Origin of the sequence: Buttiauxella sp. BIGb0471, from assembly GCF_024807715.1 — a bacterium.
GTDB lineage: Bacteria > Pseudomonadota > Gammaproteobacteria > Enterobacterales > Enterobacteriaceae > Buttiauxella > Buttiauxella agrestis.
This window is the reverse complement of sequence record NZ_JANUEU010000008.1, coordinates 69,545-95,436: the sequence shown is the minus strand read 5'-3', so window position 1 is coordinate 95,436 and position 25,892 is coordinate 69,545. Positions and strand designations below refer to the sequence as shown.

General features: G+C 45.0%; 28 protein-coding genes. 16 read left to right on the top strand and 12 right to left on the bottom strand.

Going from position 1 to position 25,892, the window contains the following annotated elements; genetic code table 11:
• Positions 1-13: 13 nt before the first annotated feature.
• Together rpoZ and gmk are read right to left on the bottom strand one after the other, a co-directional pair.
• Positions 14-289, bottom strand: coding sequence for a DNA-directed RNA polymerase subunit omega (rpoZ, locus tag M2371_RS20200; protein ID WP_034499980.1), 276 nt, complete (start codon positions 287-289; stop codon positions 14-16).
• Positions 290-343: 54 nt separating this feature from the next.
• Positions 344-967 (bottom strand): guanylate kinase, encoded by a 624-nt coding sequence (gene gmk, locus M2371_RS20195; RefSeq protein ID WP_034499981.1) that lies wholly within the window; start codon positions 965-967, stop codon positions 344-346.
• Positions 968-1,222: 255 nt separating this feature from the next.
• Between gmk and ligB the strand changes: the two genes are divergently transcribed.
• Positions 1,223-2,911: an NAD-dependent DNA ligase LigB gene (gene ligB, locus M2371_RS20190; RefSeq protein ID WP_259268556.1), complete on the top strand. Its 1,689-nt coding sequence runs from the start codon at positions 1,223-1,225 to the stop codon at positions 2,909-2,911.
• Here the strand turns inward: ligB and M2371_RS20185 are convergent.
• A complete protein-coding gene (locus M2371_RS20185; protein ID WP_034499983.1) occupies positions 2,908-3,525 on the bottom strand; it encodes a trimeric intracellular cation channel family protein in 618 nt (205 codons plus the stop codon). The two genes, ligB and M2371_RS20185, sit on opposite strands and share 4 nt — an antisense overlap.
• Positions 3,526-3,761: 236 nt before the next feature.
• Positions 3,762-4,625 (bottom strand): YicC/YloC family endoribonuclease, encoded by an 864-nt coding sequence (locus M2371_RS20180; protein ID WP_034499984.1) that lies wholly within the window; start codon positions 4,623-4,625, stop codon positions 3,762-3,764.
• 124 nt (positions 4,626-4,749) lie between these two features.
• On the opposite strand from M2371_RS20180, the gene rph reads away from it, so the two are divergent.
• Positions 4,750-5,466, top strand: coding sequence for a ribonuclease PH (rph, locus tag M2371_RS20175; protein ID WP_115631686.1), 717 nt, complete (start codon positions 4,750-4,752; stop codon positions 5,464-5,466).
• A 138-nt stretch (positions 5,467-5,604) separates the two neighbouring features.
• Positions 5,605-6,246 carry an orotate phosphoribosyltransferase gene (gene pyrE, locus M2371_RS20170; protein WP_259268555.1) on the top strand — a complete coding sequence of 214 codons (642 nt, stop codon included), beginning with the start codon at positions 5,605-5,607 and terminating at the stop codon, positions 6,244-6,246.
• 30 nt (positions 6,247-6,276) lie between these two features.
• Here pyrE and slmA read toward each other — a convergent pair whose 3' ends face one another.
• The 3 genes from slmA to coaBC all read right to left on the bottom strand — a co-directional run bounded on the left by slmA (position 6,277) and on the right by coaBC (position 8,641).
• Complete coding sequence (gene slmA / locus M2371_RS20165) at positions 6,277-6,873, bottom strand: nucleoid occlusion factor SlmA (RefSeq protein WP_172896001.1); 597 nt, start codon at positions 6,871-6,873, stop codon at positions 6,277-6,279.
• 120 nt (positions 6,874-6,993) lie between these two features.
• Positions 6,994-7,452, bottom strand: a complete 459-nt coding sequence (gene dut, locus M2371_RS20160) for a dUTP diphosphatase (protein WP_034499988.1) — start codon at positions 7,450-7,452, stop codon at positions 6,994-6,996.
• Positions 7,430-8,641: a bifunctional phosphopantothenoylcysteine decarboxylase/phosphopantothenate--cysteine ligase CoaBC gene (gene coaBC / locus M2371_RS20155; RefSeq protein WP_259268571.1), complete on the bottom strand. Its 1,212-nt coding sequence runs from the start codon at positions 8,639-8,641 to the stop codon at positions 7,430-7,432. Before coaBC ends, dut begins: the two co-directional genes overlap by 23 nt.
• 177 nt (positions 8,642-8,818) lie before the next feature.
• Between coaBC and radC the strand changes: the two genes are divergently transcribed.
• The 4 genes from radC (at position 8,819) to mutM (ending at position 11,000) form a co-directional block, all read left to right on the top strand.
• Complete coding sequence (gene radC / locus M2371_RS20150) at positions 8,819-9,484, top strand: DNA repair protein RadC (protein ID WP_259268570.1); 666 nt, start codon at positions 8,819-8,821, stop codon at positions 9,482-9,484.
• Positions 9,485-9,700: 216 nt separating this feature from the next.
• Positions 9,701-9,937 (top strand): 50S ribosomal protein L28, encoded by a 237-nt coding sequence (rpmB, locus tag M2371_RS20145; protein WP_034461465.1) that lies wholly within the window; start codon positions 9,701-9,703, stop codon positions 9,935-9,937.
• A 13-nt stretch (positions 9,938-9,950) separates the two neighbouring features.
• Complete coding sequence (gene rpmG / locus M2371_RS20140; RefSeq protein ID WP_002208990.1) at positions 9,951-10,118, top strand: 50S ribosomal protein L33; 168 nt, start codon at positions 9,951-9,953, stop codon at positions 10,116-10,118.
• Between the two features lie 72 nt (positions 10,119-10,190).
• Positions 10,191-11,000, top strand: coding sequence for a bifunctional DNA-formamidopyrimidine glycosylase/DNA-(apurinic or apyrimidinic site) lyase (gene mutM, locus M2371_RS20135; protein ID WP_172896000.1), 810 nt, complete (start codon positions 10,191-10,193; stop codon positions 10,998-11,000).
• Here the strand turns inward: mutM and coaD are convergent, their stop codons facing one another.
• Entirely contained in the window at positions 11,001-11,480 is a 480-nt protein-coding gene (gene coaD / locus M2371_RS20130) for a pantetheine-phosphate adenylyltransferase (protein WP_172895999.1), read from the bottom strand.
• An 8-nt stretch (positions 11,481-11,488) separates the two neighbouring features.
• Entirely contained in the window at positions 11,489-12,766 is a 1,278-nt protein-coding gene (waaA, locus tag M2371_RS20125) for a lipid IV(A) 3-deoxy-D-manno-octulosonic acid transferase (protein WP_034499995.1), read from the bottom strand.
• Between the two features lie 401 nt (positions 12,767-13,167).
• Here waaA and rfaQ point away from each other — a divergent pair, with 401 nt between their 5' ends.
• From rfaQ to M2371_RS20085, 8 genes are all read left to right on the top strand, one after another.
• The gene (gene rfaQ / locus M2371_RS20120; protein ID WP_172895998.1) at positions 13,168-14,241 is read left to right on the top strand and encodes a lipopolysaccharide core heptosyltransferase RfaQ; all 1,074 of its coding nucleotides are present in this window, start codon (positions 13,168-13,170) and stop codon (positions 14,239-14,241) included.
• The gene (locus M2371_RS20115; RefSeq protein WP_259268554.1) at positions 14,238-15,362 is read left to right on the top strand and encodes a glycosyltransferase family 4 protein; all 1,125 of its coding nucleotides are present in this window, start codon (positions 14,238-14,240) and stop codon (positions 15,360-15,362) included. The genes rfaQ and M2371_RS20115 overlap by 4 nt, the downstream gene beginning before the upstream one ends.
• Positions 15,355-16,152 (top strand): lipopolysaccharide core heptose(I) kinase RfaP, encoded by a 798-nt coding sequence (rfaP, locus tag M2371_RS20110; protein ID WP_259268553.1) that lies wholly within the window; start codon positions 15,355-15,357, stop codon positions 16,150-16,152. The genes M2371_RS20115 and rfaP overlap by 8 nt, the downstream gene beginning before the upstream one ends.
• A gap of 14 nt (positions 16,153-16,166) precedes the next feature.
• A complete protein-coding gene (gene waaO / locus M2371_RS20105) occupies positions 16,167-17,183 on the top strand; it encodes a lipopolysaccharide 3-alpha-galactosyltransferase (protein ID WP_259268552.1) in 1,017 nt (338 codons plus the stop codon).
• A gap of 15 nt (positions 17,184-17,198) precedes the next feature.
• The gene (locus M2371_RS20100) at positions 17,199-18,194 is read left to right on the top strand and encodes a glycosyltransferase (RefSeq protein WP_259268551.1); all 996 of its coding nucleotides are present in this window, start codon (positions 17,199-17,201) and stop codon (positions 18,192-18,194) included.
• A gap of 132 nt (positions 18,195-18,326) precedes the next feature.
• Complete coding sequence (locus tag M2371_RS20095; protein ID WP_259268550.1) at positions 18,327-19,358, top strand: glycosyltransferase; 1,032 nt, start codon at positions 18,327-18,329, stop codon at positions 19,356-19,358.
• 42 nt (positions 19,359-19,400) lie between these two features.
• Complete coding sequence (locus M2371_RS20090) at positions 19,401-20,174, top strand: glycosyltransferase family 25 protein (RefSeq protein ID WP_259268549.1); 774 nt, start codon at positions 19,401-19,403, stop codon at positions 20,172-20,174.
• Positions 20,175-20,292: 118 nt separating this feature from the next.
• A complete protein-coding gene (locus M2371_RS20085; RefSeq protein ID WP_404979416.1) occupies positions 20,293-21,471 on the top strand; it encodes an O-antigen ligase family protein in 1,179 nt (392 codons plus the stop codon).
• Between the two features lie 35 nt (positions 21,472-21,506).
• Here M2371_RS20085 and rfaC read toward each other — a convergent pair whose 3' ends face one another.
• From rfaC to rfaD, 3 genes are read right to left on the bottom strand one after another with little or no spacing between them, the layout of a single operon-like run.
• The gene (rfaC, locus tag M2371_RS20080) at positions 21,507-22,472 is read right to left on the bottom strand and encodes a lipopolysaccharide heptosyltransferase RfaC (protein ID WP_259268547.1); all 966 of its coding nucleotides are present in this window, start codon (positions 22,470-22,472) and stop codon (positions 21,507-21,509) included.
• Complete coding sequence (rfaF, locus tag M2371_RS20075) at positions 22,472-23,521, bottom strand: ADP-heptose--LPS heptosyltransferase RfaF (RefSeq protein ID WP_259268546.1); 1,050 nt, start codon at positions 23,519-23,521, stop codon at positions 22,472-22,474. The genes rfaC and rfaF overlap by 1 nt, the downstream gene beginning before the upstream one ends.
• Positions 23,522-23,537: 16 nt before the next feature.
• On the bottom strand, positions 23,538-24,470 hold the full coding sequence (gene rfaD / locus M2371_RS20070; protein WP_259268545.1) for an ADP-glyceromanno-heptose 6-epimerase: 933 nt from the start codon (positions 24,468-24,470) through the stop codon (positions 23,538-23,540).
• Between the two features lie 217 nt (positions 24,471-24,687).
• Between rfaD and kbl the strand changes: the two genes are divergently transcribed.
• On the top strand, positions 24,688-25,884 hold the full coding sequence (kbl, locus tag M2371_RS20065) for a glycine C-acetyltransferase (RefSeq protein ID WP_259268544.1): 1,197 nt from the start codon (positions 24,688-24,690) through the stop codon (positions 25,882-25,884).
• Positions 25,885-25,892 lie beyond the last annotated feature (8 nt).

The following is a 25,892-nucleotide window of genomic DNA, read 5'->3' as shown; positions in this document are numbered from 1 at the left end:
ACCCGCAGGCTAATTAACGACGACCTTCAGCAATAGCGGTAACGGCCTGCAATTCTGCGGCTTCCTGCTCTTGCTGTTCCTGGCGATCACGAACATCGAGAATCTGGTTGGTGATCAACCCTTCTTCGATTTCTCGCAGTGCGATTACAGTCGTTTTGTCGTTTTCTTCAGCAACGAGTGGATCTTTACCACCAGTTTGCATCTGACGAGCGCGACGTGCGGCGACCAGAACCAGGTCAAAACGGTTACCAATTTTCTCAACAGCGTCCTGAACAGTTACGCGTGCCATAATTAAAATGCTCCACAGATGAAGAAATGACTGGGCATGATACTGAAACTGGGCTCAGTCTGCCAATAGTTTGCTGATTAAAGCGTCATGTCGCGCTTTTTGGCGACCCATTCGTAGACGCTCGGCACGAATGATAATTTTTAAATCTGACAGTGCGGTGTCAAAATCGTCGTTGACGATTAAATAGTCATATTCAGCGTAATGGCTCATTTCTGCAACAGCCTGTTCCATACGCTTCGTGATAACTTCTTCACTATCTTGTCCGCGACCACGCAGGCGTCTGTCCAGCTCGTCTTTTGACGGTGGCAGAATAAAGATACTGCGGGCTTGCGGCATTTTCTCACGGATTTGCTGCGCACCTTGCCAGTCAATGTCCAGGAAAACGTCAACGCCCGTTGCCAAAACTTGCTCAATGGCATGGCGAGATGTGCCGTAGTAATTACCGAACACTTCTGCATGTTCAAGGAATGCGTCTTCAGCAATCATCTGCTTAAACTCTTCCTTTTCCACAAAGAAATAGTGCTCGCCATGTTTCTCTCCCGGTCGAATACCACGAGTGGTGTGGGAAATAGAAACTTGCGTGTCGTACAGCGGTTGTGTCTTTAACAAAGCCTGGATGAGGCTGGATTTTCCTGCTCCACTTGGAGCGGAAACAATATAAAGCGTGCCTTGAGCCATGAGTTCTAACTTATTCGGTAAGCATAAAAAGAAGTGCGTATACCGGCCTATTATACACGGCGTCTTCCCGTCACGGTGAATTTGTCACGTTCAATGGCAATATTTCTGCCATTTTGCGTAATACTTTCCAAAGATCACATCGTGTTACTGCAACAAATTAACTTCCTGTGAAAGCCCCTCGCATACTGCTGAATCATCATTCGTCATGCTCACTTCCTGGCGTTATACCTTCCTGAGTTTGAAATGGAGGGATTTATGTTGTGGATAACAAAACTTATCGGTTTGCTGGTTTTGCTCAGCTCAGTGGAATCAGCAACCTGCCCTGACTGGTCGCCTGTGCACGCCCAGAAGGAGATGGGAAAACTGAACGAAAAGCTAACAGAATGGGATCGGGCCTATTACCAACAAGGTACCAGTATTGTCAGTGACGCGACCTACGATGGGCTACGCAGTCAGTTTAATGAATGGCAGCATTGTTTTAACCCTGCGGAGCAACCGCAAGAACCTCAGCTTTTCACGGAGGGGAAAGTGCTGCACCCGATTGCTCATACCGGTGTTAAAAAACTTCCGGATGCTGCGGCTGTTGCACAGTGGATAAATGGCAAGTCAGATCTTTGGGTACAGCCCAAAGTGGATGGCGTTGCGGTAACACTGGTTTATCAACAGGGTCGTTTGCTCAAACTCCTTAGCCGTGGCGATGGCGAGAAAGGACAGGACTGGACGGCAAAAGCCAAAATGATTGATGCCATTCCTAAAGTGCTTTCCGGACCGCTGGCCAACAGTGTTTTACAGGGCGAGATTTTCTTGAAAAGGGAAAATCATGTACAGAAAACAATGGGGAGTATCAGTGCCAGGGGAAAAGCCGCCGGTGCCATGATGCGCAAGGGGGATGCGGGATTACTCAAGGAATTGGGGATATTTATTTGGGCGTGGCCTGATGGCCCCGCTGATATGAACCAAAAGCTAAACGCGCTTGAGAAAGCTGGTTTCTCACTGACTAAAACATGGTCAAAACCTATTAAATCCATGAGCGATATTGCCACACTACGGGAGTCCTGGTTTGCGGGCTCCCTACCGTTTGTGACGGATGGGATTGTCATTCGCCAATCCCAGGAATCGGCCGGGAAGTATTGGCTTCCTGGCAAAGCGACATGGGTGATAGCCTGGAAGTTTCCACCGGCACAGCAACTTGCAGAAGTTAAAGATATTCAATTCTCGATTGGACGCACTGGAAAAATTGCCGTTGTCCTAAACCTGAACCCTTTACAGATTGACGATAAACAAGTTAAACGCGTCAACATCGGTTCAGTTAAACGTTGGCAGACTATGGATATCGCGCCTGGTGATCAGGTGATGGTGAGTCTTGCTGGGCAAGGGATACCACGAGTTGATGAAGTGGTTTGGCGCGTCAGTCAGCGTAATAAGCCGCAACCTCCATCAAAAGAGATGATTACGCCTTTAAGTTGCTTGTATTTCGAAACCCGGTGCCGTGAGCAGTTTATTGCTCGACTGGCATGGATAAGCTCTCCCGCTGTTTTGAATATCAATGGTGTGAGCGTAAGTTCCTGGCAGCAACTCCAACAAAAATTGAGCCTGGAACATATCTTTTCCTGGTTGGCGCTCACGCAGGAAGAATTATCTAAAATTAGCGGTTTCTCTTCAGCTAAAACCGTGCAACTTTGGCAGCAATTCACGAAAACACGGCAGCAGCCGTTTAAACAATGGTTGATGGCATTTGGTCTGCCGCTACCAAGAGCAGTACTCACGACAATGCCGGATTCACAATGGCTGCATTTAGTCGCCCGGGATGAACTAAGCTGGCAAAAGCTTCCCGGTATTGGTCCCGGGAGAGCTAAAAAGTTGGTGGAGTTTGTGAATCACCCCCAAATCGCGGCCCTTGCGGCTTTTCTGGCGCAGCAGGGAATTCAGGGGTTTAGCAACTAGTGATCCGCGTGCTTGTAATGAAACACGGGCAAGCCAAGGCGCAGGCGCAATGCCAGCAAACGCGTGGTGAATCCAAATATCAATGTGGAAATGATAACGACGTCCTGGTTGGAAACGTAGTGCTGCAAAACGATGTAAAGCACCGCAGAGGCGAACGCAATGCCTGCATACAATTCCTTCTGAAACACCAGTGGGATGCGTTTACAGAACATGTCGCGTAGAACACCGCCAAACACACCCGTTACCACGGCTGCAATTATTGCGATGATTGGCCCTTCGCCCATATCCAACGCAATTTGCGCACCGATGATCGAGAACACAACCAGACCCAAGGCGTCCAGCACCAGAAAAAGACGGCGCAGGTGAGGCATTACAGGAGCAAACACTGTTGTGAGTACCGCCGCGACGGCAACAATGATGACATATTCAGGATGCTTCACCCAACCCAGAGGGTAGTGCCCCAGGAGGATATCGCGTACTGAGCCCCCCCCAAGAGCCGTGGCTGTTGCGATGATAATCACACCGAAAGTATCCATACGACGGCGGCCAGCCGCTAACGCGCCGGTCATTGCCTCGGCAGTAATGCCGACCAAATAAAGAATATGTAACAGCATTGATACCCCCAATTTAAACGCTGGGAGGGTAACGTTTTGCGAATGACATCACGATTGAGTTTTTTTAAAGCGAAGCGGTTTCGATAACATTTACTAATGCAAAAATGTTTTTATCGGCAGTTATATATGGGTTTTTATTGCTGGATGGATTTAAAATGGATTAGTTAAATTGTTGCTTAAAGAGAGCTCAACTAACAAAAGCCCGCATGGCGCGGGCTTAAAGTTCAATATGAACATTACTCGATGTTCTGGATCTGCTCGCGCATCTGCTCAATCAGCACTTTCAATTCAATAGCTGAATTGGTGACATCTGAATTGATAGATTTTGACGCCAGGGTGTTCGACTCGCGGTTGAACTCTTGCATCATAAAGTCGAGGCGGCGGCCAACAGCTTCTTTTTTCTTCAGAATGTTGTACGTCTCTTTAACGTGCGCTTCGAGGCGGTCCAGCTCTTCAGCGACATCTACACGCTGAGCCATTAACACCAGTTCTTGTTCAAGACGGTTATTTTCAAGCTGAACCTGAGCGTCTTCAAGTTTGGCAACTAAACGCTCGCGCTGCCATTTCAGAACTTCTGGCATTTGCGCACGAACTTTAACGACTTCACCGCTCACACCTTCAAGGCGTTGCTCGATAAGTTCTTTCAGTGCCTGGCCTTCTGTTTCACGCGCAATAATGAAGTCATCCAGCGCGCCGTCCAATGCGGCAAGAATTTCAGCGGTAATGGCATCAAGATCCTGCTCTTGAGCAGACATCACACCAGGCCAGCGTAGAATATCAACCGGGTTGATTTCGCCTTCGTCGCTTTGCATTTTTACCCAGTTCGCAGCTTCAACCAGCTGTTTAGCCAGTTTTTCATTGAGCAGCAAAGAGCTTTGAGAACGAGCATCGGGTTCGAAACGCAGGTTACATTCGACTTTCCCACGGGTTAAGCGAGTACGAATACGCTCGCGAGCCACAGGTTCGAGGCTACGGAATTGCTCCGGCATGCGGATGTAAGTTTCGAGATAACGCTGATTTACCGAACGTAACTCCCAGGAGGCGCTGCCCCATTCGCCTTTAACTTCACGTCGGGCATAGGCGGTCATACTGCGGATCATATTTCGTAACCGTATTCTGTAATAGATGTGGGGATTATAGCCATGCCTGGCCTGACAGGATAGGAATAAGCGAGCGAAGTCCGTATAATGCGCAGCCACATTCGTTTTAGCCGGAGATAACCCCATGCGTCCATCAGGTCGTAGCGCCGATCAAGTGCGCCCAGTCACCCTGACCCGTAATTACACCAAACACGCAGAAGGCTCCGTGCTGGTCGAGTTCGGCGATACTAAAGTACTTTGTACCGCCACCGTTGAAGAGGGTGTTCCGCGCTTTCTGAAAGGCCAGGGACAAGGTTGGATCACTGCTGAATATGGTATGTTGCCGCGTGCAACCCATAGCCGAAATGCTCGTGAAGCAGCAAAAGGTAAGCAGGGCGGCCGTACTCTTGAGATTCAGCGCCTGATTGCTCGTTCACTGCGTGCAGCAGTGGATTTGAAAGTCCTCGGCGAATACACCATTACTCTGGACTGCGATGTTTTGCAGGCAGACGGCGGCACTCGCACAGCATCTATTACGGGTGCATGTGTTGCGCTGGCTGATGCTCTGAACAAACTGGTTGCTGCTGGGAAATTAAAAACCAACCCAATGAAAGGGATGGTTGCAGCAGTATCAGTCGGTATCGTTAAAGGCGAAGCTCTGTGCGACCTGGAATATGTTGAAGATTCCGCAGCAGAAACCGACATGAACGTCGTGATGATGGAAGATGGGCGCATGATTGAGGTTCAGGGCACCGCAGAAGGCGAGCCGTTCACCCATGAAGAGTTGTTGGCGCTACTGGCGCTGGCGCGAGGGGGAATTGAATCAATCGTAACGGCGCAGAAGGCGGCGTTAGAGAATTAATTTTAGGCGACTCTGAGAGTCGCCTTTTTTATACCCGTGATACTTCAAGTTGCATTGCCGTTGGCAGTATTCGCTCGCCATGACGTAACTCGAATTATTTCAGGTAAATGTACAAATGAAATTTATAGGAGCAAATCCATGAAACCGTATCAGCGCCAGTTTATTGAGTTTGCGCTTAACAAGCAGGTACTTAAGTTCGGCGAATTCACGCTGAAATCTGGCCGCACCAGCCCTTATTTCTTCAATGCAGGGCTGTTCAATACCGGGCGTGACCTGGCACTGTTGGGTCGTTTTTATGCCGCCGCGTTAGTCGATTCCGGGATTGAGTTTGATTTGCTGTTTGGGCCGGCTTACAAAGGGATTCCAATTGCGACGACTACGGCCGTTGCGTTGGCCGAACATCACGAGCTTGATCTGCCATATTGCTTTAACCGCAAAGAAGCAAAAGATCACGGTGAAGGCGGTAACCTGGTCGGTAGTGCACTGCAAGGGCGCGTGATGCTGGTGGATGATGTGATCACCGCAGGGACGGCAATCCGTGAATCAATGGAAATCATTGCTGCGAACAATGCATCCCTGGCGGGTGTGCTAATTTCTCTGGACCGCCAGGAACGTGGCCGTGGCGAAATTTCAGCTATTCAGGAAGTTGAGCGTGATTACCAGTGCAAAGTGATTTCAATCATCACTCTGAAAGACCTGGTTGAATACCTGGAAGAAAAACCTGAGATGGCCGTGCATTTAGCGGCTGTTCAGGATTACCGAACTCAGTACGGCGTATAAGAAAAAGGGCCTTTTAAAGGCCCTTTTCAATTAACGAAGCTGTGCGGCAACCAGCGGCCAGCGGGTATCAAAATCATCGGTCGGTAAATAGCGGAATTCGCTACGTACAAAACGCGACAGCGTCCCTTCACAAAATGCCAGAAGAAGACTTGCCAGCAGTGATTCATCGGTAATGAAACCTTCACCTTCACGCATCTTTTTTTCGCGCATGACCTGGCGCAACTGGACTTCGATGCGCTCAAAAAGCTGATTGATCCGGCCTTGCAGTCGGTCTTGTTCAAACATCAATGCATGACCGGTAAGAATGCGAGTCAGGCCAGGGTTACGTTCGCCAAATCCCAGAATCAAGAGAACGATTAAACGTAAACGTGCGTGGGTATCTTTCTCATCTTTCAGAATAAGATTGATACGGGTAATCAGAGTGTCTTCAATAAACTCGATAAGGCTATCGAACATCTTCGTTTTACTGGGAAAATGTCGATAAAGTGCAGCTTCGGAAACGCCAACAGTTGCCGCGAGCTTGGCGGTTGTGATTCGTTGGCTGCCATCACTGGATTCAAGCATTTGGGCCAGAGACTGAAGTATTTCTTCGCGACGATTCCGTTTCGCAGTTTGTTTTTCTGCCATGTTCTAAAATACCCCTGAAATAACGCACTTGTCAGGCAAGTAGCCACACAGCGCTCGCAAACTTAAAGTTTGCGGTTTTTTCACATTTTTTACGCTGTGGGGTTACGTGTATAAACGAAGTTACTGACGGCCTGAATGGCCGAAACCACCTTCGCCGCGGTCGCTGGAGTCAAAATCTTCAACCAGGTTGAATTCAGCCTGTACGACAGGCACAAACACCATTTGAGCAATACGCTCACCGGGTTCAATAGTGAAGTGGTCTTGTCCACGGTTCCAGACTGAAACCATCAACTGACCCTGGTAATCGGAGTCTATCAGCCCAACAAGGTTGCCTAAAACTACGCCATGCTTATGACCAAGACCTGAACGAGGCAGAATGACTGCCGCCAGAGACGGATCGGCGATATGGATAGCCAGCCCCGTTGGAATCAGCTTGGTGACACCAGGAGCTAGCTCTACAGCATCATCCAGGCAGGCACGTAGATCAAGACCCGCAGAGCCGGAAGTTGCATAAGTCGGCAGTGGGAACTGTTGGCCAACGCGTGGGTCCAGAATCTTAACGTCGATTTTTTTCATCATAACGGGTAACTATCTCGTTCAGTAAAAGATGGCCAAGGAGTTCCTTACGCTCGAGAGGTAAGACTTTATCTCCATCCTGCCAGAAAAGGTGTAATGCATTGTTTTCGCTGTTAAATCCTTGTCCTGCTTGTGAAACATCATTTGCACAAATCAGGTCGAGGTTTTTACTCAGGCGTTTTTGCTGGGCGTATTCTTCCACATTATTTGTTTCGGCGGCAAACCCAACAACATAAGGACGATGAGTTAAAAGTGCTGCGACCCCGGCAACAATATCCGGGTTTTTTATCATTTTTATTGTAATTTCATCGCCTTGCTTTTTGATTTTTTCGTCTGCAACGATTGCGGCACGATAATCTGCAACGGCCGCACAGCCAACGAAAATTTGTTGCGTCTGGACATGTTGTTGCACTGCGGCTTCCATTTCCAGAGCGGTGGTGACATCAACACGTTTTACCCTGGCTGGAGTAGGCAAAGAAACTGGGCCAGAGATTAATGTCACATTTGCACCACGCGCGGCCGCTGCCGCTGCAATCGCATAGCCCATTTTGCCCGAGCTATCATTGGTGATGTAGCGCACCGGGTCCAGACGTTCACGGGTCGGGCCTGCAGTAATCATGACATTAAGATGTTGCAGATCTTTGATGACAGAAAAATGTTGAATGGCCATTTCAACAATCGTTAGAGGGTCAAGCATTCTACCCGGGCCAACATCGCCACAAGCCTGGCTGCCGCTGTCTGGGCCCCATATCAGTAAACCGCGCGAAGCGAGAGTTTCAAGATTGTGCTGAGTTGCAGTTGCCCGGTACATTTGCTGATTCATGGCAGGCACGACCGCAATGGGAGAGGGGGTTGCGAGACATATTGTACTCACAAGGTCATTTGCCATGCCTGCGGTAATGCGAGCAATTAAATCCGCTGTGGCAGGTGCCAGGATGACTAAATCTGCCCATTTTCCTAATTCTATATGACCCATTGCCGCTTCTGCTGCGGGATCCAGCAAGCTATCTGACACAGGATAACCCGACACGGCTTGTAAACTCAGAGGCGTAATAAAGGCTTTGGCTGCCTCTGTCATAACCACTCGAACCTCCGCGCCGCGTTCACGCAGACGGCGTACCAGCTCTGGTGTCTTATAGGCAGCGATTCCGCCGCTCACACCCAGAACAATTTTTTTGCCAGAAAGCCCCATCATGATTTTTCCACCAGAAGTCACAGTCATCTGGCTATTTTACCACACTCATTCGGTATCGACTTTTTGCTGTTTGCGAGACATCCCGCATGGAGTAAATCTGCATGTCGAATGTGTTTGATGAGTTGTGCACAATGACTGCCAGAGAAGGGCAAGGAGGTTCTGGTGGAAGAAATAATGGAATTGGATAAGGCGAGTATGCCGCGTGAAAAGCTGCTGAAATTTGGTGCCAGCGCATTATCCGATGTGGAGCTTTTGGCACTCTTTTTACGCACTGGCTGCAATAATATGAATGTACTCGCGTTCGCGCACAGTTTGCTGGAGCAGTTCGGTTCACTTAGCAGGCTGTTGTCGGCAGATTATTCACAATTCAAGGATGTGAAGGGTATTGGTGCAGCGAAATATACGCAACTCAACGCCATTGCGGAGTTGGCGAGGCGTTATTACTACTCGCGTGGAGTTGAAGAACTAACCCTTAAAGGGCCAGATTCAGTCAGGGAGTTTATTCAGAGCCAACTGACGAATGCAGAACGCGAGATCTTTATGGTGATTTTTCTGGATAACCAGCATCGGGTGATTAAACATTGCCCAATGTTTTCTGGAACGCTGAACCATGTAGAGGTCCATCCAAGAGAAATTGTGCGCGAAGCGATGAAATCCAATGCAGCGGCGTTAATACTCGCGCATAATCACCCGTCTGGTCGAGCAGAACCGAGCAAAGCTGATCGTGTTATTACCGAACGCATCATAAAAGTTTGCCTGTTTATGGAAATACAAGTGCTCGATCACCTTGTTATTGGCCGTGGAGAGTACGTTTCTTTTGCCGAACGTGGGTGGATTTAGAACGAATTAGGCGATCCTTGGGGATCTTTGTCTGTTCGGGACTTGAGCACATGCGTTATGCAGCGTATACTACGCCACCTTTGAGAATCTCGGGTTTTGGCATTATGCGCCTGGCACTGTGGTTCACATTGAACCGCCAGGGACCAGGCTTGCGGCCTGACGAGGCGCCATAACCCTATACGAAGCTCGAGCTAATTTGATTTTTGGAGAATAGACATGTCCCGAGTCTGCCAAGTTACTGGCAAGCGTCCGGTGACCGGTAATAACCGTTCCCACGCAATGAACGCGACCAAACGCCGTTTCCTGCCGAACCTGCACTCTCACCGTTTTTGGGTTGAGAGCGAGAAGCGTTTTGTCACACTGCGTGTATCTGCTAAAGGTATGCGTGTAATTGATAAGAAGGGTATCGAAACGGTCTTGGCCGATATGCGTACCCGTGGCGAGAAGTACTAAGAGGAACTAAGTCATGGCTAAAGGTGTTCGCGAGAAGATCAAGCTGGTTTCTTCTGCTGGTACTGGTCACTTCTATACCACCACGAAGAACAAGCGTACTAAGCCGGAAAAACTGGAACTGAAAAAGTTCGATCCAGTTGTCCGTCAACACGTACTGTACAAAGAAGCTAAAATTAAATAATTTTAGTATCTTTGATGAAAACCTCGCTTCGGCGGGGTTTTTTTGTTTTAGGGTTTTGAGCCTGGAGGAGAGATGCCTGAATTACCTGAAGTAGAAACCAGTCGCCGAGGTATTGAACCGCATTTGGTTGGCGAAACCATTCTGCATGCGATTGTGCGAAATGGCCGTCTGCGTTGGCCTGTCTCTGATGAAATTCATGCGCTTAGCGATAAACCTGTTCTGAGCGTACAGCGCCGCGCCAAATACCTTCTGCTGGAGCTTCCGGACGGTTGGATTATTATCCATCTCGGAATGTCTGGCAGCTTACGCATCCTCCCTGAAGATTATCCCGCTGAAAAGCATGACCACGTGGATTTGGTCATGAGCAATGGCAAAGTACTACGTTATACCGATCCGCGCCGTTTTGGTGCCTGGCTGTGGGCGAAAGAGCTAGAGGGCAGTAATGTTCTGGCGCATCTTGGACCGGAACCTTTAAGCGACGAATTTTCGGCTGAGTATCTGCGTGAAAAATCCGCGAAAAAGAAAATGGCGATTAAGCCCTGGCTGATGGATAACAAGCTGGTCGTCGGTGTCGGTAATATTTATGCCAGCGAATCGTTATTTGCTGCGGGGATTCACCCTGACCGTGCTGCTCTGTCGTTGTCAAAAAACGAATGCGAATTACTGGTCAAAACGATTAAAGCCGTACTGCTACGTTCGATTGAACAAGGTGGGACGACATTGAAGGATTTTTTACAGTCGGATGGTAAACCTGGATATTTCGCTCAGGAACTACAGGTTTATGGCCGTACAGGGGAACCGTGTCGGGTGTGCGGTGCGCCAATTGTCATCAGCAAGCACGGGCAACGCAGCACTTTTTATTGCCGCCATTGCCAGAAATAATCACTTTAGTTTTTCAAGCAACGCCTGGTGTACTTGTTCCGGTAAGAAGTGTGCGACGTCACCTGCGTGGCGCGCGACTTCTTTCACCAATGATGAAGAGACAAAAGACCACTCTTTTGATGGCATCAGGAAGACGCTTTCCAGCTCTGGCATTAAGTGACGGTTCATATGAGCCAGTTGCATCTCATACTCGAAATCAGCCGCTGTACGTAACCCTCTTACCAGAATGTTGGCTTGTTGAGTTTTGGCAAAATTCGCCATCAGATCGCCAAATCCGACCACTTCTACATTAGGCAAATGGGCTGTAACGCCTTGCGCAAGATGCACTCTTTCTTCAAGGGTGAACATGGTTTTTTTGTGCGGGCTGTTAGCAATTGCCAAAATTAGGGTATCGAACATCTTCGATGCGCGAGTCACGATGTCCAGATGGCCGTTGGTGATTGGATCGAAAGTTCCTGGATAGATAGCCCGCTTTTGCATGTCAGACCTTAATGTGCTTTAAGTGGCAAATAGGGTTCCAGCAGTTGCAACAAACGTTGTAGGGCGCCCTGATTTTGATAGAGCACTTCCACTGCATGGCGACCATAGAAGTTTCGATAATCTTCGTCAGTAAGTAAAGAGCTAATCTCTTTAGTCAAAGAAGCGGTATCCGTCACGGTGATCAGGCCGCTTGCCTGTGACAGTCGGGCGCAAATATCTTTAAAGTTAAAGGTATGTGGGCCCATCAACACAGGAATCGCGTGAGCTGCTGGTTCAAGAGGATTATGTCCACCGCGTTCAACCAGCGAGCCGCCGACAAATGCAAGGTCAGCAATTCCATATAACAGCATAAGCTCGCCCATGGTATCGCCAATGACAACCTGAGTGCTGGCAGAAGGAACATCACCAGAAGAACGAGTAATAAAGCTTAGCGCTTTCTGGCGAGCCAGATTAATCGCATCAGGGAAACGTTCAGGATGGCGAGGAACCAGTATCAGCAGCAAATCTGGGAACTGTTTTAGAAGCATCTGATGTGCATCCAGCACCACGTTTTCTTCACCTTCATGCGTGCTGGTTGCAATCCACACAGGGCGATGAGGCGCCCATTGGCGGCGCAGTGTGACGGCACGAGCAGCGAGTTGCGGCGTTACTGAAATATCAAATTTGAGGCTGCCAGTAACGGTTAACTGGCTGCGTTTTGCGCCTAAAGCTATGAAACGCTCGCCATCTTCTTCATTCTGAGCCGCAATGAGTGTGATGCGGCGTAACAAGGAACGAATGAATTTGCCCAACCGGGCATAGCCCGCAGCTGAACGAGCAGACAATCGTGCATTGGCAATGACTAGCGGAATATGGCGTTTATGCAATGCTGATATAAGGTTCGGCCATAACTCGGTTTCCATAATCAGAACCAGTTTAGGGTCTACCTTATCAAGAAAGCGATTAAGCGAGCCGGGGAGATCATAAGGCAGGTAAAGATGTTGGACGTCACCGCCAAATGCTGACATGACTCGTTCAGAGCCGGTCGGTGTCATTGTTGTTACGGTTATCGGTAATTCAGGGTAGCGATGACGGAGTGCACGAACCAGCGGTATAGCCGCCAGGGTTTCGCCGACGGAAACGGAGTGCAACATAATGCCGCCAGGCTTTAGCGGCTTACGATAAAAACCGTAGCGCTCACCCCAACGTTTACGATACGCAGGAGCCTTACGACCACGCACCCACAAGCGCACCCAAATGAGTGGCTGAATGAGATAGAAAAGTGTGGTGTAAAACAACTGGAGCATTGGACGTAACTGACTTATGAATGTGCTGGGGATTCTATGTATTTAACTGCGGCTTTACCAACACTTTTGCCCCATTTGCTTTAAATCGCGCAAACTGGCGTTAAAAAGCTTCAATATTATTAAATATTTGGATTTTTACAGAAATAGTTGAAGGGTTTTATCAGTTGCTTTCCAGATAATTAACGAGATGCGTATCTATCGATGCGTTCGTTTATCTTATTGTAATAGATGTGATTTTTACCTTTATAGGTGAAAAAACATTCGTATCGGATCACACATTAAGAAATGGTACACTATTGCGAAAAATTGAGTGCGTTTTCAGTCTTCGGGTAGCTGTTGAGCCTGGGGCGGTAGCGTGCAAATTTGATATCTTTAGCATTATCAACAATTAAGAGCTGCGCGTGGAAAAACCATCATTTAGAAGAATTTTAGTCATTAAGATGCGTTTTCATGGGGATATGCTGCTGACGACTCCGGTCATTAGCACGCTAAAAAGAAACTACCCGGAAGCGAAGATTGATGTGCTTCTATATCAGGATACGATCCCCATACTGTCTGAAAATTCAGAAATAAACATGCTGTATGGGCTGAGTAATAAAGGCGCTGGTTCTATAACCAAAATTCAGAATTTCCTGTTCCTTTTAAAAACACTACGCGCCAATAAATATGATTTGGTTATCAACCTTACTGATCAAAGGGTTGTTCCGTTTTTTGTGCGCCTCCTGAACGCAAAAATGAGCATTTCCCAGGACTATAGCTACCGACAATCGGCTTTCTGGAAAAATAGTTTTACTCATCTGGCGCCCATTTCAGGCGAGCACATCGTAGAACGTAATTTATCTGTTGTGACCCCATTGGGAATAACAGATATCTGCAAAGAAACGACAATGCCTTATGACCCAAAAAATTGGGTCAAAATGCAAAATTTGTTGAGAGAGTTCGGGGTCGATAACCACTATGTTGTCATTCAGCCCACTGCACGCCAGCAATTCAAATGCTGGGACAACGATAAATTCTCAAAAGTTATTGATGCATTACAGGCCAGAGGTTACAGCGTAGTTTTAACATCTGGCCCTTCTGCTGAAGATTTAGAATGTGTGGAAGATATTGCTCGGGGATGTCAATTGAGACCAGTGACAGCTCTTGCGGGGAAAACACGATTCCCTGAATTAGCCGCCCTCATTGACCATGCAGATCTATTTATCGGTGTCGATTCCGCTCCGGGTCATATTGCCGCGGCGGTAAAAACCCCCATCATTTGTCTTTTTGGGGCTACCGATCATGTTTTCTGGCGCCCGTGGTCAAATAATGTGATTCAGTTTTGGGCGGGTGACTATGAGCCAATGCCTGTCCGCGACGAGCTTGACCGAAATAAGAAATACATGTCAGTCATTCCAGCTGAGGATGTCATCGCTGCCGCTGAAAGGATGTTACCCGATGCGGCGAATGACATTAAAACGAGCGGGTCAGTATGATTATTGCCTTTTGTTTGTATAAATATTTTCCGTTTGGCGGCTTACAGCGTGATTTTATGCGCATCGCACAAACGGTTGCTGCTCGCGGTCATCACGTGCGTGTTTACACGCAATCCTGGCAAGGTGAGCACCCAGAAGAATTTGAATTAATTACGGTGCCGGTTACTTCCCGTACAAACCACGGACGTAATGCTGAATATTATCGCTGGGTGCAGGCTCATCTTCAGCAACATGCTGTAGATAAGGTTGTCGGTTTTAATAAAATGCCTGGTCTGGATGTCTATTACGCTGCTGATGTTTGTTATGCCGAAAAGGTGGCTCAGGAAAAAGGATTCTTTTATCGCCTGACATCCCGCTATCGGCATTATGCTGAGTTTGAACGCGAAGTTTTTGAGCACGGCAAACCCACTCAGTTATTAATGTTAACAGACAAGCAGATAGCCGATTTTCAAAAACACTATCACACTGAATCTGAGCGTTTTCATATTCTGCCGCCAGGTATTTACCCCGATCGAAAATATAGCCAACAGGCACCCGGTAGCCGCTCGCGGTATCGTGAAAAAAATGGAATTAGCGAACAACAAAATCTGATGTTACAGGTCGGTTCAGATTTTCGTCGCAAAGGTGTTGATAGAACGATTAATGCACTGGCGTCGCTACCTGAAAAGGTCCGGGATAACACCGTATTAATGGTCGTTGGTCAGGATAAACCAGGACGCTATGAAGCTCTGGCAGAAAAACTTGGTGTCCATAAAAACGTCCATTTCTTTGCCGGGCGTAACGATGTCGCTGAATTGATGGCTGCGGCCGATGTGCTTATGCATCCGGCGTATCAAGAAGCTGCAGGGATTGTGCTATTGGAAGCGATTGCTGCAGGTTTACCAGTCATTACGACTTCAGTGTGCGGCTATGGGCATCATATTGCGGCTGCGGAATGCGGTGTTGTCATAAACGAGCCGTTTGATCAGCTAAAATTGAACAGTGCGTTGTATACAGCATTAACAGAACGCGAGCGCCTGAATGAGTGGGCGGCAAATGCACGCCACTATGCAGATACGCAAGATATCTACAGCTTGCCTGAAAAGGCCGCTGATATTATTACGGGTAAAGTTAATGGTTGAGTTGAAAGAACCACTTGTAACCTTATGGCGTGGAAAAGATCCCTTTGCTGAAGTTGCAAAATTGCACGGTGAAGTTTTCCGGGAGCTTGAGACTCGCCGCACATTACGGTTTGAGTTAGCTGGGAAAAGTTACTTTCTGAAATGGCATCGAGGCACTGCATTTAAAGAAGTAGTGAAAAATCTTATCACCTTGCGCATGCCGGTATTAGGTGCCGATCGGGAATGGAAGGCAATACACCGACTCTATGAATTAGATGTTGATACCATGCATGGGGTTGGCTTCGGAGAGAAGGGATTAAACCCAATCAATAAAGAATCCTTCATTATTACTGAAGATCTTACACCGACAATAAGTCTGGAAGATTATTGTGCCGACTGGGCAACTAACCCGCCCTCGCCACGTACAAAGCGAATGCTGATTGATAGGGTTGCAACAATGGTTCGCAAAATGCATCAGGGTGGAGTTAATCACCGTGACTGCTATATCTGCCATTTTCTACTACATCTCCCTTTTGCAGGAGATGAAGACAACCTGAAAATCTCTGTTATTGATCTCCATCGCGCACAAATTAGAAGCTCTGTACCAAAGCGCTGGCGGGATAAAGATTTAATTGGTTTATATTTTTCATCTTTGAATATCGGGCTGACTCAACGCGATCGTTACCGCTTTATGAGGGTTTATTTTTTGACATCTCTCAGAGATGCGATAAAAAAAGAATACAATTTACTATCTGAAATGAGGGGCAAGGCAGAAAAAATTCAGGAAAGGACAATTAGAAAATCGTTGTGATTCGGGGATAAAATATGAAGTATCAGTATTTGAATGCTGATGAGATGATCAGAAGAACGATTATTTTGAATGAGAGTCGAGCAAATCCCAGTAAATCACCATTGCATATTGCATATGGTATTGATAGAAACTTTCTTTTGGGCTGTGGAGTATCAATCACTTCTATACTCCTTCATAATAGGGATATTAATTTCGTTTTCCATGTTTTCATTGATGAAATTTATGAAGATGATGAAAAGCGGTTTTCTGAATTAGCTACATCCTATAATACTTCCATTCAGGTACATATAGTAAACTGCGATAGATTAAGATCGTTTCCTACGACGAAAAATTGGTCTATAGCAATGTACTTTAGGTTTGTGATTGGAGACTATTTCATTGGATTAGAAGAAAAAATTCTTTATCTGGATGCGGATATAGTCTGTCAAAATAAAATCGATGAATTGACGACAATAGACTTAGGTAGTTATGTTGCTGGTGTAGTTCCCGAAAGGGATGAAAAGTGGTGGGCTTTACGTGCAAAAAGCCTTGATTGTGATGATATTGTAAGTGGGTACTTTAATTCAGGTGTCTTACTTTTAAATATTCCGGCATGGTCAACTGAATTTGTTTCCAAAAAAGCAATATCTATGCTAGCCGATAGGAAACTCACGGCCAAGTTAACCTATATGGATCAAGATATTTTAAACCTCATTTTGTTGAGGAAGGTTAAATTCATTGATGGAAAATATAACACCCAATTCAGTTTAAATTATGAATTAAAAGAAAAGTATATTAGTCCTATTAGTGAAAGAACTGCTCTGATTCATTATGTTGGTCCAACGAAACCTTGGCATTCATGGGCTAGCTATCCTAGTTCAGAGCCCTTTTTGAATGCAAAGCAATTATCCCCATGGAAAAACACCTCATTAATGAGGCCTAATACTTCCAACTATGCTCGATATTGCGCGAAACATAATTTTAAGCAGAATAAAATTATGCATGGAATAATTAATTATATTTATTATTATTATTTGAAGGTTGTCAAATAATTTATAAGGTTTACTATGAATGAATTTATTAAAGAAAGGTTCTTTTTTGAGGGTGAAGAAAGGAAGCTTAACGTCCCTGAACTCAACGTCTCTTATGGTATAGATAAAAACTTTCTTTTTGGCGCAGGCGTTTCTATTTCATCAGTCTTATTAAATAACCCAGATATTAATTTTATTTTTCATGTCTTTACTGATTATGTTGATGACGATTATTTAGAAACATTTAAAAAAACAGCTCAACAGTTCAGTACTTCTATTATAATATATCACATTGATCCAAAGTATTTCATCACACTTCCAACTTCTGCTTTTTGGTCGTATGCAACTTATTTTCGAGTTCTTTCATTCGAGTATTTAAGCAAGAGCATATCCACATTACTTTATCTTGATGCTGATGTAGTGTGTAAAGGTAGTCTTAGGATGTTCACAGAGATAACTTTTAATAATGAGTTTGCCGCTGTTATTCCTGACAACGAATATACACAGACTGCAAGTGCTGAACGTTTAAATATCCCTGAAATGAATGGGCATTATTTCAACGCTGGCGTCCTATATGTCAATCTTAAAAAATGGCATGAATCAAAACTGACGCCTTATTTATTAAAACTTTTACGAGGGGAAACAGACTATGGGTTATTAAAGTATCTTGATCAAGATGCTCTCAATATTGCATTTAACATGAATAACATATATCTATCGAAAGATTATGATAGAATTTACTCATTAAAAAATGAGCTATATGATCGTACTCATCAGGAGTTTAAGAAAACCATTACTGATGATACTGTTCTAATTCATTATACTGGAATCACAAAACCATGGCATAGTTGGTCTTTATATCCATCAGCCATTTTTTTCAATATTGCACGTGAAAGTTCACCATGGAAAACATATCCATTAAAAGAAGCGAGAACGGTCTCTGAGATGCAAAAAAAATACAAGCATCTTTTTGCACATGGTAAGTATGTTAAGGCTGTTTTTTCTTTGTTAAAATATAAAATCAAGAAGTGAAACTAACAATTATTTGAAGCTATGCTGAATGTTACTCCCTAAAGTATGAACTTCAGTGTGTTCATATGTTTTCGATTTTGGTGAAGGGGTGGTATTTATGAGAAACTTGCGATCTTACTCAGGGACTGATATATGGAATTGATAACCGACGTTATTAATGAGGTTATTACTTCAGGTAAAATATGTAACAATGAAAAAGTACTAAACATAGCTTATGGGATTGATCGTAAATTTTTGTTTGGTGCTGCCATTTCGATGCAATCAGTAGTCATGCATAATAAGAAAATAGCTTTAAGATTTCATCTTTTCACTGATTATTTAGACGCTGACTATTTAAATAAACTTGAATCATTCACACAAAAAAATAAAAATGTAGAAGTTTGTGTTTATAAAGTGTCACGGGTTTTTATAGACATTTTTCCGAGTTTAAAACAATGGTCATATGCGACATTTTTTAGGTTTGCGGCATTTGAATATCTTAGTGATAAGATAAGTCATTTACTTTATATTGATGCGGATGTTGTATGTAAAGGGCCGCTAGATGAACTGCTGAATATTTCTTTTGATGATGATAAATATGCAGCTGTTATCAAGGATGTACCATTTATGCAGGATAAACCAGCAAAACGGTTGGGCGTTGATGGACTTCCGGGAATGTATTTCAATGCTGGTGTCGTTTTCCTTCGGTTAGATGCTTGGCGGCTTAATAGCTTTATGAATAAAGCTATTGAAATGTTGAGGAGTGATCCCGAATTAAATAAATTCAAGTGTCTTGATCAGGATATATTAAATATACTTTTTTTTGGGCATTGTATATTTATAAGTGGTGAATATGATTGTTTTTACGGCATTGATTATGAACTTAAAAATCAAGCAAATGAGACTTATCAAACATTCATTACTGAGAGCACTAAGCTTATACATTATGTTGGCGTAACGAAACCTTGGAATAACTGGACTAACTATCCCTGCCAAAAATATTTTAATGATGCATACCAGATTTCTTGCTGGAATGATGTACCGTTCATGCCAGCAACCGATGAAAATCAATACTATTTTAAGTATAGACATGCTATTAAAAATAATGAGTACATATCTGCTACATTGAGTTATTTAGAATATTTCCGGAGAAAGATCTCACGAAAATATTTCAATAAGAAATAATGGTTTGTCATTTTTTATTGATGTCACAGTTAAGGCTTTTTAATGAAAACTCCTGTTTATGTTATCTCTTTGTTGCGTGACGAAGAAAGAAGAAATAGAATAAATAAAGAATTCTCCAGTTTAGGTATTGAGTTTCGTTTTTTTGATGCTGTTGATGCAAAGGATTATAATAATAAAAATATAATCGAAAAAATGAGAGCTAATGGTGTTGGTCCCGAAATGACTGATGGAGAGATAGCATGTGCCTTGAGTCATCAATTTGTTTATCATGATATGATATTGAATTCTTGTAAATGGGCCGTTATTCTTGAAGACGACGTGATTGTTGACAATAAATTCAAGAAATTCTTATCATCACTTGATGAGGCAGAGCAAAGCAAACTTAGACTAGATAATCTTTATCTACTTGGTGGACAGAAAGGCTTGCATGAATATCCTGTATTAGGTTTAAGTCTTTTTAATTCTTTAAATGTTGCAGGAGTGACTTTTAGACGAGTTAATTATAATAAAAATAAGATTCGTAGAACTTGCTGTTATTTAATGAACAGTAAAATGGCTCAGCAGTTAATCGATCTGACCGCATCTTACGGGACTTATCGTGCAGATAGCTGGCAACTCATGAATCAGAAAAATATTATTAATGATTTTTATCTGAATGAATTTATCTTACATCCAATATTAAATGAATTTAATAGTCATCTCGAAGGTGAGAGAATATTAATATCTAAAATAAAAAAACCTCGAAGCCAAATTCAAAAAAGAATGAAACTTTTTCGCTCCTGGTTTAGGGTCTTTTTTTTCTATTTATTAAAATAGACCTTCTAGTTAATTTTTAATTTTATGTGAGTAATTCAAAGTGAACTTAAAAGTAAACAGATTTAGAGATTTTTTGTGTGATTTTATATTTTTGACATACTTGGTTGGGCTTGTTTTTATTCCAATCGATCTTCATATGACAAATAAGATAATAAATACAGTAGGTTTTATATCTTTCTTTTTATTATTTTCAGAGAAGTTTACTAAAGGTGAGAGGAATATATTTATTTTGTTTATTGGTTTGATTATGTTAGGTGCACTTGATCTTACCTGGTATGAGTTTTACAAGAATAATGATGTGATTTATAGAAATGCGTATAGAGGGTATTTGGAAGCAGGAAAAATGCTTGTGTTTAGTTCATTTACATTTTTGTTGTTAAGCAAAAACCATGTTAGAACTAATATTAAATTTCATTTAATTGCTGCGATTTTAACTCAGTTAATAGTGTTCTCTCGTGCATTTTATCAGAATATGGATCTAAATGCTGCCAGGATTTCTTTATCGGCGATGAATGGTAATATTGGTCAAATGGGAGCAGCCACAATTGCTGCTTACATAATCACTTTTTGTTCCTTATATGCATCCATTCTTTTTATTAAACTGGATTCAAAATATAAATGGTTTCTTTTTTATATTAATTTTGCGCTCACATGCGCCGCAATAGTAATGACTGGCACTCGGGCTGCCATTATCACTTACCCATTATTAATAGTTGTTATATTGTTTATTCAACATCGAGATCAAAAGATTTTCTTGGCCAAAGGTTTGACAGGGGTTCTGGCCTTACTTCTTGCATGCGGAGTATTATTTAGCAAAGAAATAGAAATTCGCATTAGTCAATTTAAAAGTGATGTTATTACATACACAACTCAAAATAATAGTCTGTCCTCGGTAGGGGCTCGTTTTTCTATGATTCAGGCGGGGATTAACGGTGCGCCAAAGGGATTGGAATGGCAATCGCTTGAAACACGTGCTGATAATATAAAAATATTGAGCAAAGAAAATAGCATTTATGCCGGCGCAACAGAGTTTTTGGGTGTTCATATGCACAACGAAATTGTCGAAGCTCTGTCAACCAAAGGTATTTTTGGAGTTGTGGTTCTTTTATTCTTTTATGTAACATTAATATATTATTGCTTGATTGAGAAAAAACTCTTATTACTTGTTTTTCCAATATCAATTATATTATTTGGATTAAGTGATGTCATTACTCATGATAAACCAATACCTGCTGCGTGGATTGTATGTTTGTTCCTTTCCATTTCATTACTAAGCAAAAAAGAAGAAATTAAATAATATTATAGTTGAGTGGGTTTAATACCCACTCATTATTATTTGGCTATTTTATTGATATAATCTGCAACAATAGAAGAGTTAAGCAAGTCTAAATTCTTATCTGGTGAGCAACACACCACTTGATTCTGTCCGTAACCGCCAATCAATCCAGGGTCTGTTGGGCCATACAAAGTCACATTTGGCCTATCCAGAGCGGCTGTCAAATGGCTTAAACCAGTATCCACTGACACCACAAATTCCGCACCTGCTAGTACCCGCGCAATTTCTTCCAGGCTCATTCTTGGCAGCACTTCTACAAAGCTAAAGCCTTCAGCCAGCCTGTTTGCTCGTTCTTGCTCATGCGGAGCGCCCCACGGAAGTTTGATCTGTATTCCTGAATCCTTCATCATTCCTATCAATTCACGCCAGTGTGATTCTGGCCAGTGTTTATCATCACGAGTTGTCGCATGTAAAAACACTGCGTAACGGGCATTGTCAGTATTTGGGTTATTTAGAAAATGACCCGAAATAGCATAGTCGCCCTGTGATGAAGGCTTTTTGTAGTTCAAACTTTTCGCGAACAATTCTCGCGTGCGCTCAACAGCATGTTGTTGTTTAGCGATTGAGTGGCGACGATTGTAAAATAGACTGGCCAGTGGCTCACGAGCGCTGCTCCAGTCCATACCGTGCTTAAATCCTCGCGCTTTTCGCGTAACTAATGCTGCACTTTTGATAAGACCTTGCGCATCAATAATCGCATCGTATTGCTCGGCGCGTAACGCCTGAACAAACGCTTTGCGCTCGGCTTTTATCGGGGCTGAAAACCAATTCTTACGCCAGCGGCGGATCGCCACGGGAAGAACTTTATCAACTGTGGGATGCCAGGTGGGAATTTGCGCGAAACCTTCTTCAACGGCCCAATCAAAGCGGATACCAGGAATAGCCTGCATTGCATCCGTCAGGGCTGGCAGCGTGTGCAGGACATCACCCATTGATGATGTTTTTACGATCAATACCCGCATTACGCTTCCTTCTCAGCTCGTAACAGATCCGCTAGCTCTTCAATCACGCGCTCTGGCGTTATATCAATCAAACTTTGATGATAACCTTCCGCGGCATTGCCTTTACGCACCTTGTGGTAGCCAGTGATCAGACGAATCACCCGCGCCTTATGGGACAGCGGCGGTGTAAAGTCCGGGCTACTTGGGCCATATAACGCGACAAGTGGGCGGTTAAGTGCCGCTGCAACGTGCATCAGGCCAGAATCGTTTGAAACCACGGCCTGACAAGCCGCAATTAAAATAACCGCTTGCTCAAGTTCAGTGTCTCCCGCCAGATTGCGGCAATACGCTTGCTGCTGAGTCGTCAATGCAGCGACGATGTCATTCCCGGCGTCTTTGTCTTTAGCAGAACCGAATAAGACAACTTGATAGCCGTCATCAATGAGTTTGCCGGCCAGAGTCGCGTAGTGATAATGCGGCCAGCGCTTGGCTGGGCCGAACTCAGCGCCAGGACAGAAACCAATAATTGGTCGTTGTACATCGAGGCTAAAAGCTTCGCACGCCTGAACTTTTTCCCCATCGTTAACTTGCAACTGGGGCCACAGTAACGGCTGAGGAAGATCTTTTGCCGACTGCATCCGTCCTTTTTCGTAAGCCAGAGCAATGTAGCGCTCGACCATCAAAGGCCAGGCTTGTTTATCCAGAACGCGTGCATCGTTGAGCAATCCGTAGCGCATTTCGCCGCGCCAGCCGGTGCGTTGTGGAATATTGGCAAAGAAGGGGACGAGTGCGGACTTGAACGAATTTGGCAGCACATAGGCCTGATCGTAACGCTTCTCGCGCAACGCGTGTCCGAGACGGCGTCGTTCACCAATCTCAAGAGCACCATGGCCGAGTGGCATCGCCAGCGCTTCGTTAACTTCCGGCATACGTGATAATAATGGACGGCACCAGGCCGGTGCCATCACATCAATTATTGCCTGGGGATAGCGCGCCTTGAGCGTGCGATAAAGACTTTGCGACATCATCATGTCGCCTACCCATGACGGGCCAATCACCAGTATTTTCATGCGTCAGACTACCTGCTTATGCGTCACGGTTCAGCCAGGCCATATATTCTGTTACGCCTTCGGCAACAGTTTTAAATGGCTTGTCGTACCCTGCGGCACGCAGATTGGTCAAATCAGCCTGAGTAAATTCTTGGTAGCGGCCTTTGAGTTTTTCCGGGAATGGAATGTACTCAATGCTGCCTTTTTTATGGAACGCCAGCGCTGCATCGGCAATAGCCTGGAAAGATTCTGCACGGCCGGTACCACAGTTATAAATACCGGAAGCGCCATTCTGCCAGAACCACAGGTTAACGGCGGCGACATCTCCAACATAGATGAAGTCACGTTTAAAACTGTCGCTGCCTTCAAACAGTTTTGGATTTTCACCGTTGGTGAGCTGGGTGTTCAGATGGAATGCAACGCTCGCCATGCTGCCTTTGTGGCCTTCACGTGGTCCGTAGACATTGAAGTAGCGGAAGCCGGTAATCTGGGAATTTGCTTCTGGCAGGATTTGACGCACGTATTCATCGAACAAGAATTTCGAGTAACCGTAAACGTTTAGCGGCTGCTCATATTCACGCGACTCGATGAAATCGCTATTGCGACCGCCGTAGGTTGCAGCAGAAGAGGCATACAGGAACGGGATTTCACGTTCCAGGCAATAATGCAGGATTTCTTTGGAGTACTGATAGTTGTTATCCATCATGTACTTGCCATCCCACTCGGTGGTGGAAGAGCATGCGCCTTCGTGGAAGATGGCTTCGATATCGCCGAACTCTTCACCCGCCATAATCTGGATTAAGAAGTCTTCTTTATCCATATAGTCGGCGATATTTAAATCTACGAGGTTGGCGAACTTGGTGCCATCCTTCAGGTTGTCTACCACCAGAATATCTGTATGGCCAATATCATTCAGGGACTTAATGATGTTGCTGCCGATAAGGCCAGCACCGCCGGTGACAATAATCATGAGCGAAACCTTAAACAAAAAGAGGGCCGTAAGGCACGATACCTCACGCGCTAATGGCTCTTATCATACCATTACATTCATTGACCCGCCTAATCAGAGGAAGTTTCTGATACTCGTGATTTATGCTGCAAAAATCAATTTCATTGAAGCGTCATCTCGTGTCCTGGTATAGGTTTGGGTAATATGTGCCGAAATTAGCCATGCCTGGAGAATCGCAATGCGCGGAGATTTTTACCAACAGTTAACAACCCAACTTGAAACCGCACGAGCGGAAGGGTTGTTTAAAGAAGAACGTATTATTACTTCTGCTCAACAAGCAGATATTACCGTTGCTGACGGTAGTCACGTCATCAACTTCTGCGCCAATAACTATCTCGGCCTCGCTAACCACCCAGAGCTTATCAATGCTGCTAAACAAGGCATGGATACGCATGGCTTTGGGATGGCCTCTGTGCGTTTCATTTGTGGAACACAAGACAGCCACAAAGAGCTGGAAGGCAAACTGGCCGGCTTCCTCGGAATGGAAGATGCCATTCTTTATTCCTCGTGTTTTGATGCCAACGGCGGTCTGTTTGAAACACTGCTTGGCCCGGAAGATGCGATTATCTCCGATGCGCTGAACCACGCATCTATTATTGATGGCGTGCGCTTGTGCAAGGCAAAGCGTTATCGCTACGCCAACAATGACATGCAAGAACTTGAAGCCCGCCTGAAAGAAGCGCGTGCGGCAGGTGCTCGCCATATCATGATCGCAACAGACGGCGTGTTCTCTATGGATGGCGTGATTGCGAACCTGAATGGGGTTTGTGATTTGGCTGACGAATATGATGCTCTGGTCATGGTCGATGATTCTCACGCGGTAGGTTTTGTGGGTGAAAACGGTCGTGGCACGCATGAATATTGCAACGTGATGGATCGTGTAGACATCATTACCGGAACATTGGGCAAAGCGCTTGGTGGTGCATCTGGCGGTTATACCGCAGGTCGCAAAGAAGTGATTGAATGGCTGCGCCAGCGTTCACGCCCGTACCTTTTCTCTAACTCATTGGCTCCGGCTATTGTTTCTGCATCCATTAAAGTTCTGGAGATGCTGGAAACTGGCGCTGAAATGCGCGATCGCCTGTGGGCGAATGCCAGCCTGTTCCGCGAGAGAATGACCGCCGCTGGCTTTACTCTGGCCGGTGCCGATCATGCCATCATCCCTGTGATGCTGGGTGAAGCTGTGGTTGCGCAGAACTTTGCTCGCGAGTTGCAAAAAGAAGGCATTTACGTCACTGGATTCTTCTATCCGGTGGTTCCAAAAGGGCAGGCGCGTATCCGTACTCAGATGTCTGCGGCTCACACGACTGAACAAATTGAACGTGCGATTGACGCATTTACGCGTATTGGCAAACAGTTGGGCGTCATCGCCTAAGGGAGCGG

What these genes read in the sequence shown, in the direction of transcription:
- rfaD (WP_259268545.1), bottom strand. Translation starts at nt 24,470, where the DNA reads ATGATTATTGTCACCGGCGGTGCTGGCCTTATCGGCAGCAACATCATT.
- gmk (WP_034499981.1), bottom strand. Translation starts at nt 967, where the DNA reads ATGGCTCAAGGCACGCTTTATATTGTTTCCGCTCCAAGTGGAGCAGGA.
- pyrE (WP_259268555.1), top strand. Translation starts at nt 5,605, where the DNA reads ATGAAACCGTATCAGCGCCAGTTTATTGAGTTTGCGCTTAACAAGCAG.
- M2371_RS20090 (WP_259268549.1), top strand. Translation starts at nt 19,401, where the DNA reads ATGAAAACTCCTGTTTATGTTATCTCTTTGTTGCGTGACGAAGAAAGA.
- M2371_RS20100 (WP_259268551.1), top strand. Translation starts at nt 17,199, where the DNA reads ATGAATGAATTTATTAAAGAAAGGTTCTTTTTTGAGGGTGAAGAAAGG.
- ligB (WP_259268556.1), top strand. Translation starts at nt 1,223, where the DNA reads ATGTTGTGGATAACAAAACTTATCGGTTTGCTGGTTTTGCTCAGCTCA.
- mutM (WP_172896000.1), top strand. Translation starts at nt 10,191, where the DNA reads ATGCCTGAATTACCTGAAGTAGAAACCAGTCGCCGAGGTATTGAACCG.
- kbl (WP_259268544.1), top strand. Translation starts at nt 24,688, where the DNA reads ATGCGCGGAGATTTTTACCAACAGTTAACAACCCAACTTGAAACCGCA.
- M2371_RS20115 (WP_259268554.1), top strand. Translation starts at nt 14,238, where the DNA reads ATGATTATTGCCTTTTGTTTGTATAAATATTTTCCGTTTGGCGGCTTA.
- M2371_RS20095 (WP_259268550.1), top strand. Translation starts at nt 18,327, where the DNA reads ATGGAATTGATAACCGACGTTATTAATGAGGTTATTACTTCAGGTAAA.
- rfaC (WP_259268547.1), bottom strand. Translation starts at nt 22,472, where the DNA reads ATGCGGGTATTGATCGTAAAAACATCATCAATGGGTGATGTCCTGCAC.
- slmA (WP_172896001.1), bottom strand. Translation starts at nt 6,873, where the DNA reads ATGGCAGAAAAACAAACTGCGAAACGGAATCGTCGCGAAGAAATACTT.
- M2371_RS20180 (WP_034499984.1), bottom strand. Translation starts at nt 4,625, where the DNA reads ATGATCCGCAGTATGACCGCCTATGCCCGACGTGAAGTTAAAGGCGAA.
- coaD (WP_172895999.1), bottom strand. Translation starts at nt 11,480, where the DNA reads ATGCAAAAGCGGGCTATCTATCCAGGAACTTTCGATCCAATCACCAAC.
- rpmG (WP_002208990.1), top strand. Translation starts at nt 9,951, where the DNA reads ATGGCTAAAGGTGTTCGCGAGAAGATCAAGCTGGTTTCTTCTGCTGGT.
- rpmB (WP_034461465.1), top strand. Translation starts at nt 9,701, where the DNA reads ATGTCCCGAGTCTGCCAAGTTACTGGCAAGCGTCCGGTGACCGGTAAT.
- waaO (WP_259268552.1), top strand. Translation starts at nt 16,167, where the DNA reads ATGAAGTATCAGTATTTGAATGCTGATGAGATGATCAGAAGAACGATT.
- dut (WP_034499988.1), bottom strand. Translation starts at nt 7,452, where the DNA reads ATGATGAAAAAAATCGACGTTAAGATTCTGGACCCACGCGTTGGCCAA.
- rfaF (WP_259268546.1), bottom strand. Translation starts at nt 23,521, where the DNA reads ATGAAAATACTGGTGATTGGCCCGTCATGGGTAGGCGACATGATGATG.
- M2371_RS20185 (WP_034499983.1), bottom strand. Translation starts at nt 3,525, where the DNA reads ATGCTGTTACATATTCTTTATTTGGTCGGCATTACTGCCGAGGCAATG.
- waaA (WP_034499995.1), bottom strand. Translation starts at nt 12,766, where the DNA reads ATGCTCCAGTTGTTTTACACCACACTTTTCTATCTCATTCAGCCACTC.
- coaBC (WP_259268571.1), bottom strand. Translation starts at nt 8,641, where the DNA reads ATGGGGCTTTCTGGCAAAAAAATTGTTCTGGGTGTGAGCGGCGGAATC.
- rpoZ (WP_034499980.1), bottom strand. Translation starts at nt 289, where the DNA reads ATGGCACGCGTAACTGTTCAGGACGCTGTTGAGAAAATTGGTAACCGT.
- rph (WP_115631686.1), top strand. Translation starts at nt 4,750, where the DNA reads ATGCGTCCATCAGGTCGTAGCGCCGATCAAGTGCGCCCAGTCACCCTG.
- rfaP (WP_259268553.1), top strand. Translation starts at nt 15,355, where the DNA reads ATGGTTGAGTTGAAAGAACCACTTGTAACCTTATGGCGTGGAAAAGAT.
- radC (WP_259268570.1), top strand. Translation starts at nt 8,819, where the DNA reads ATGGAATTGGATAAGGCGAGTATGCCGCGTGAAAAGCTGCTGAAATTT.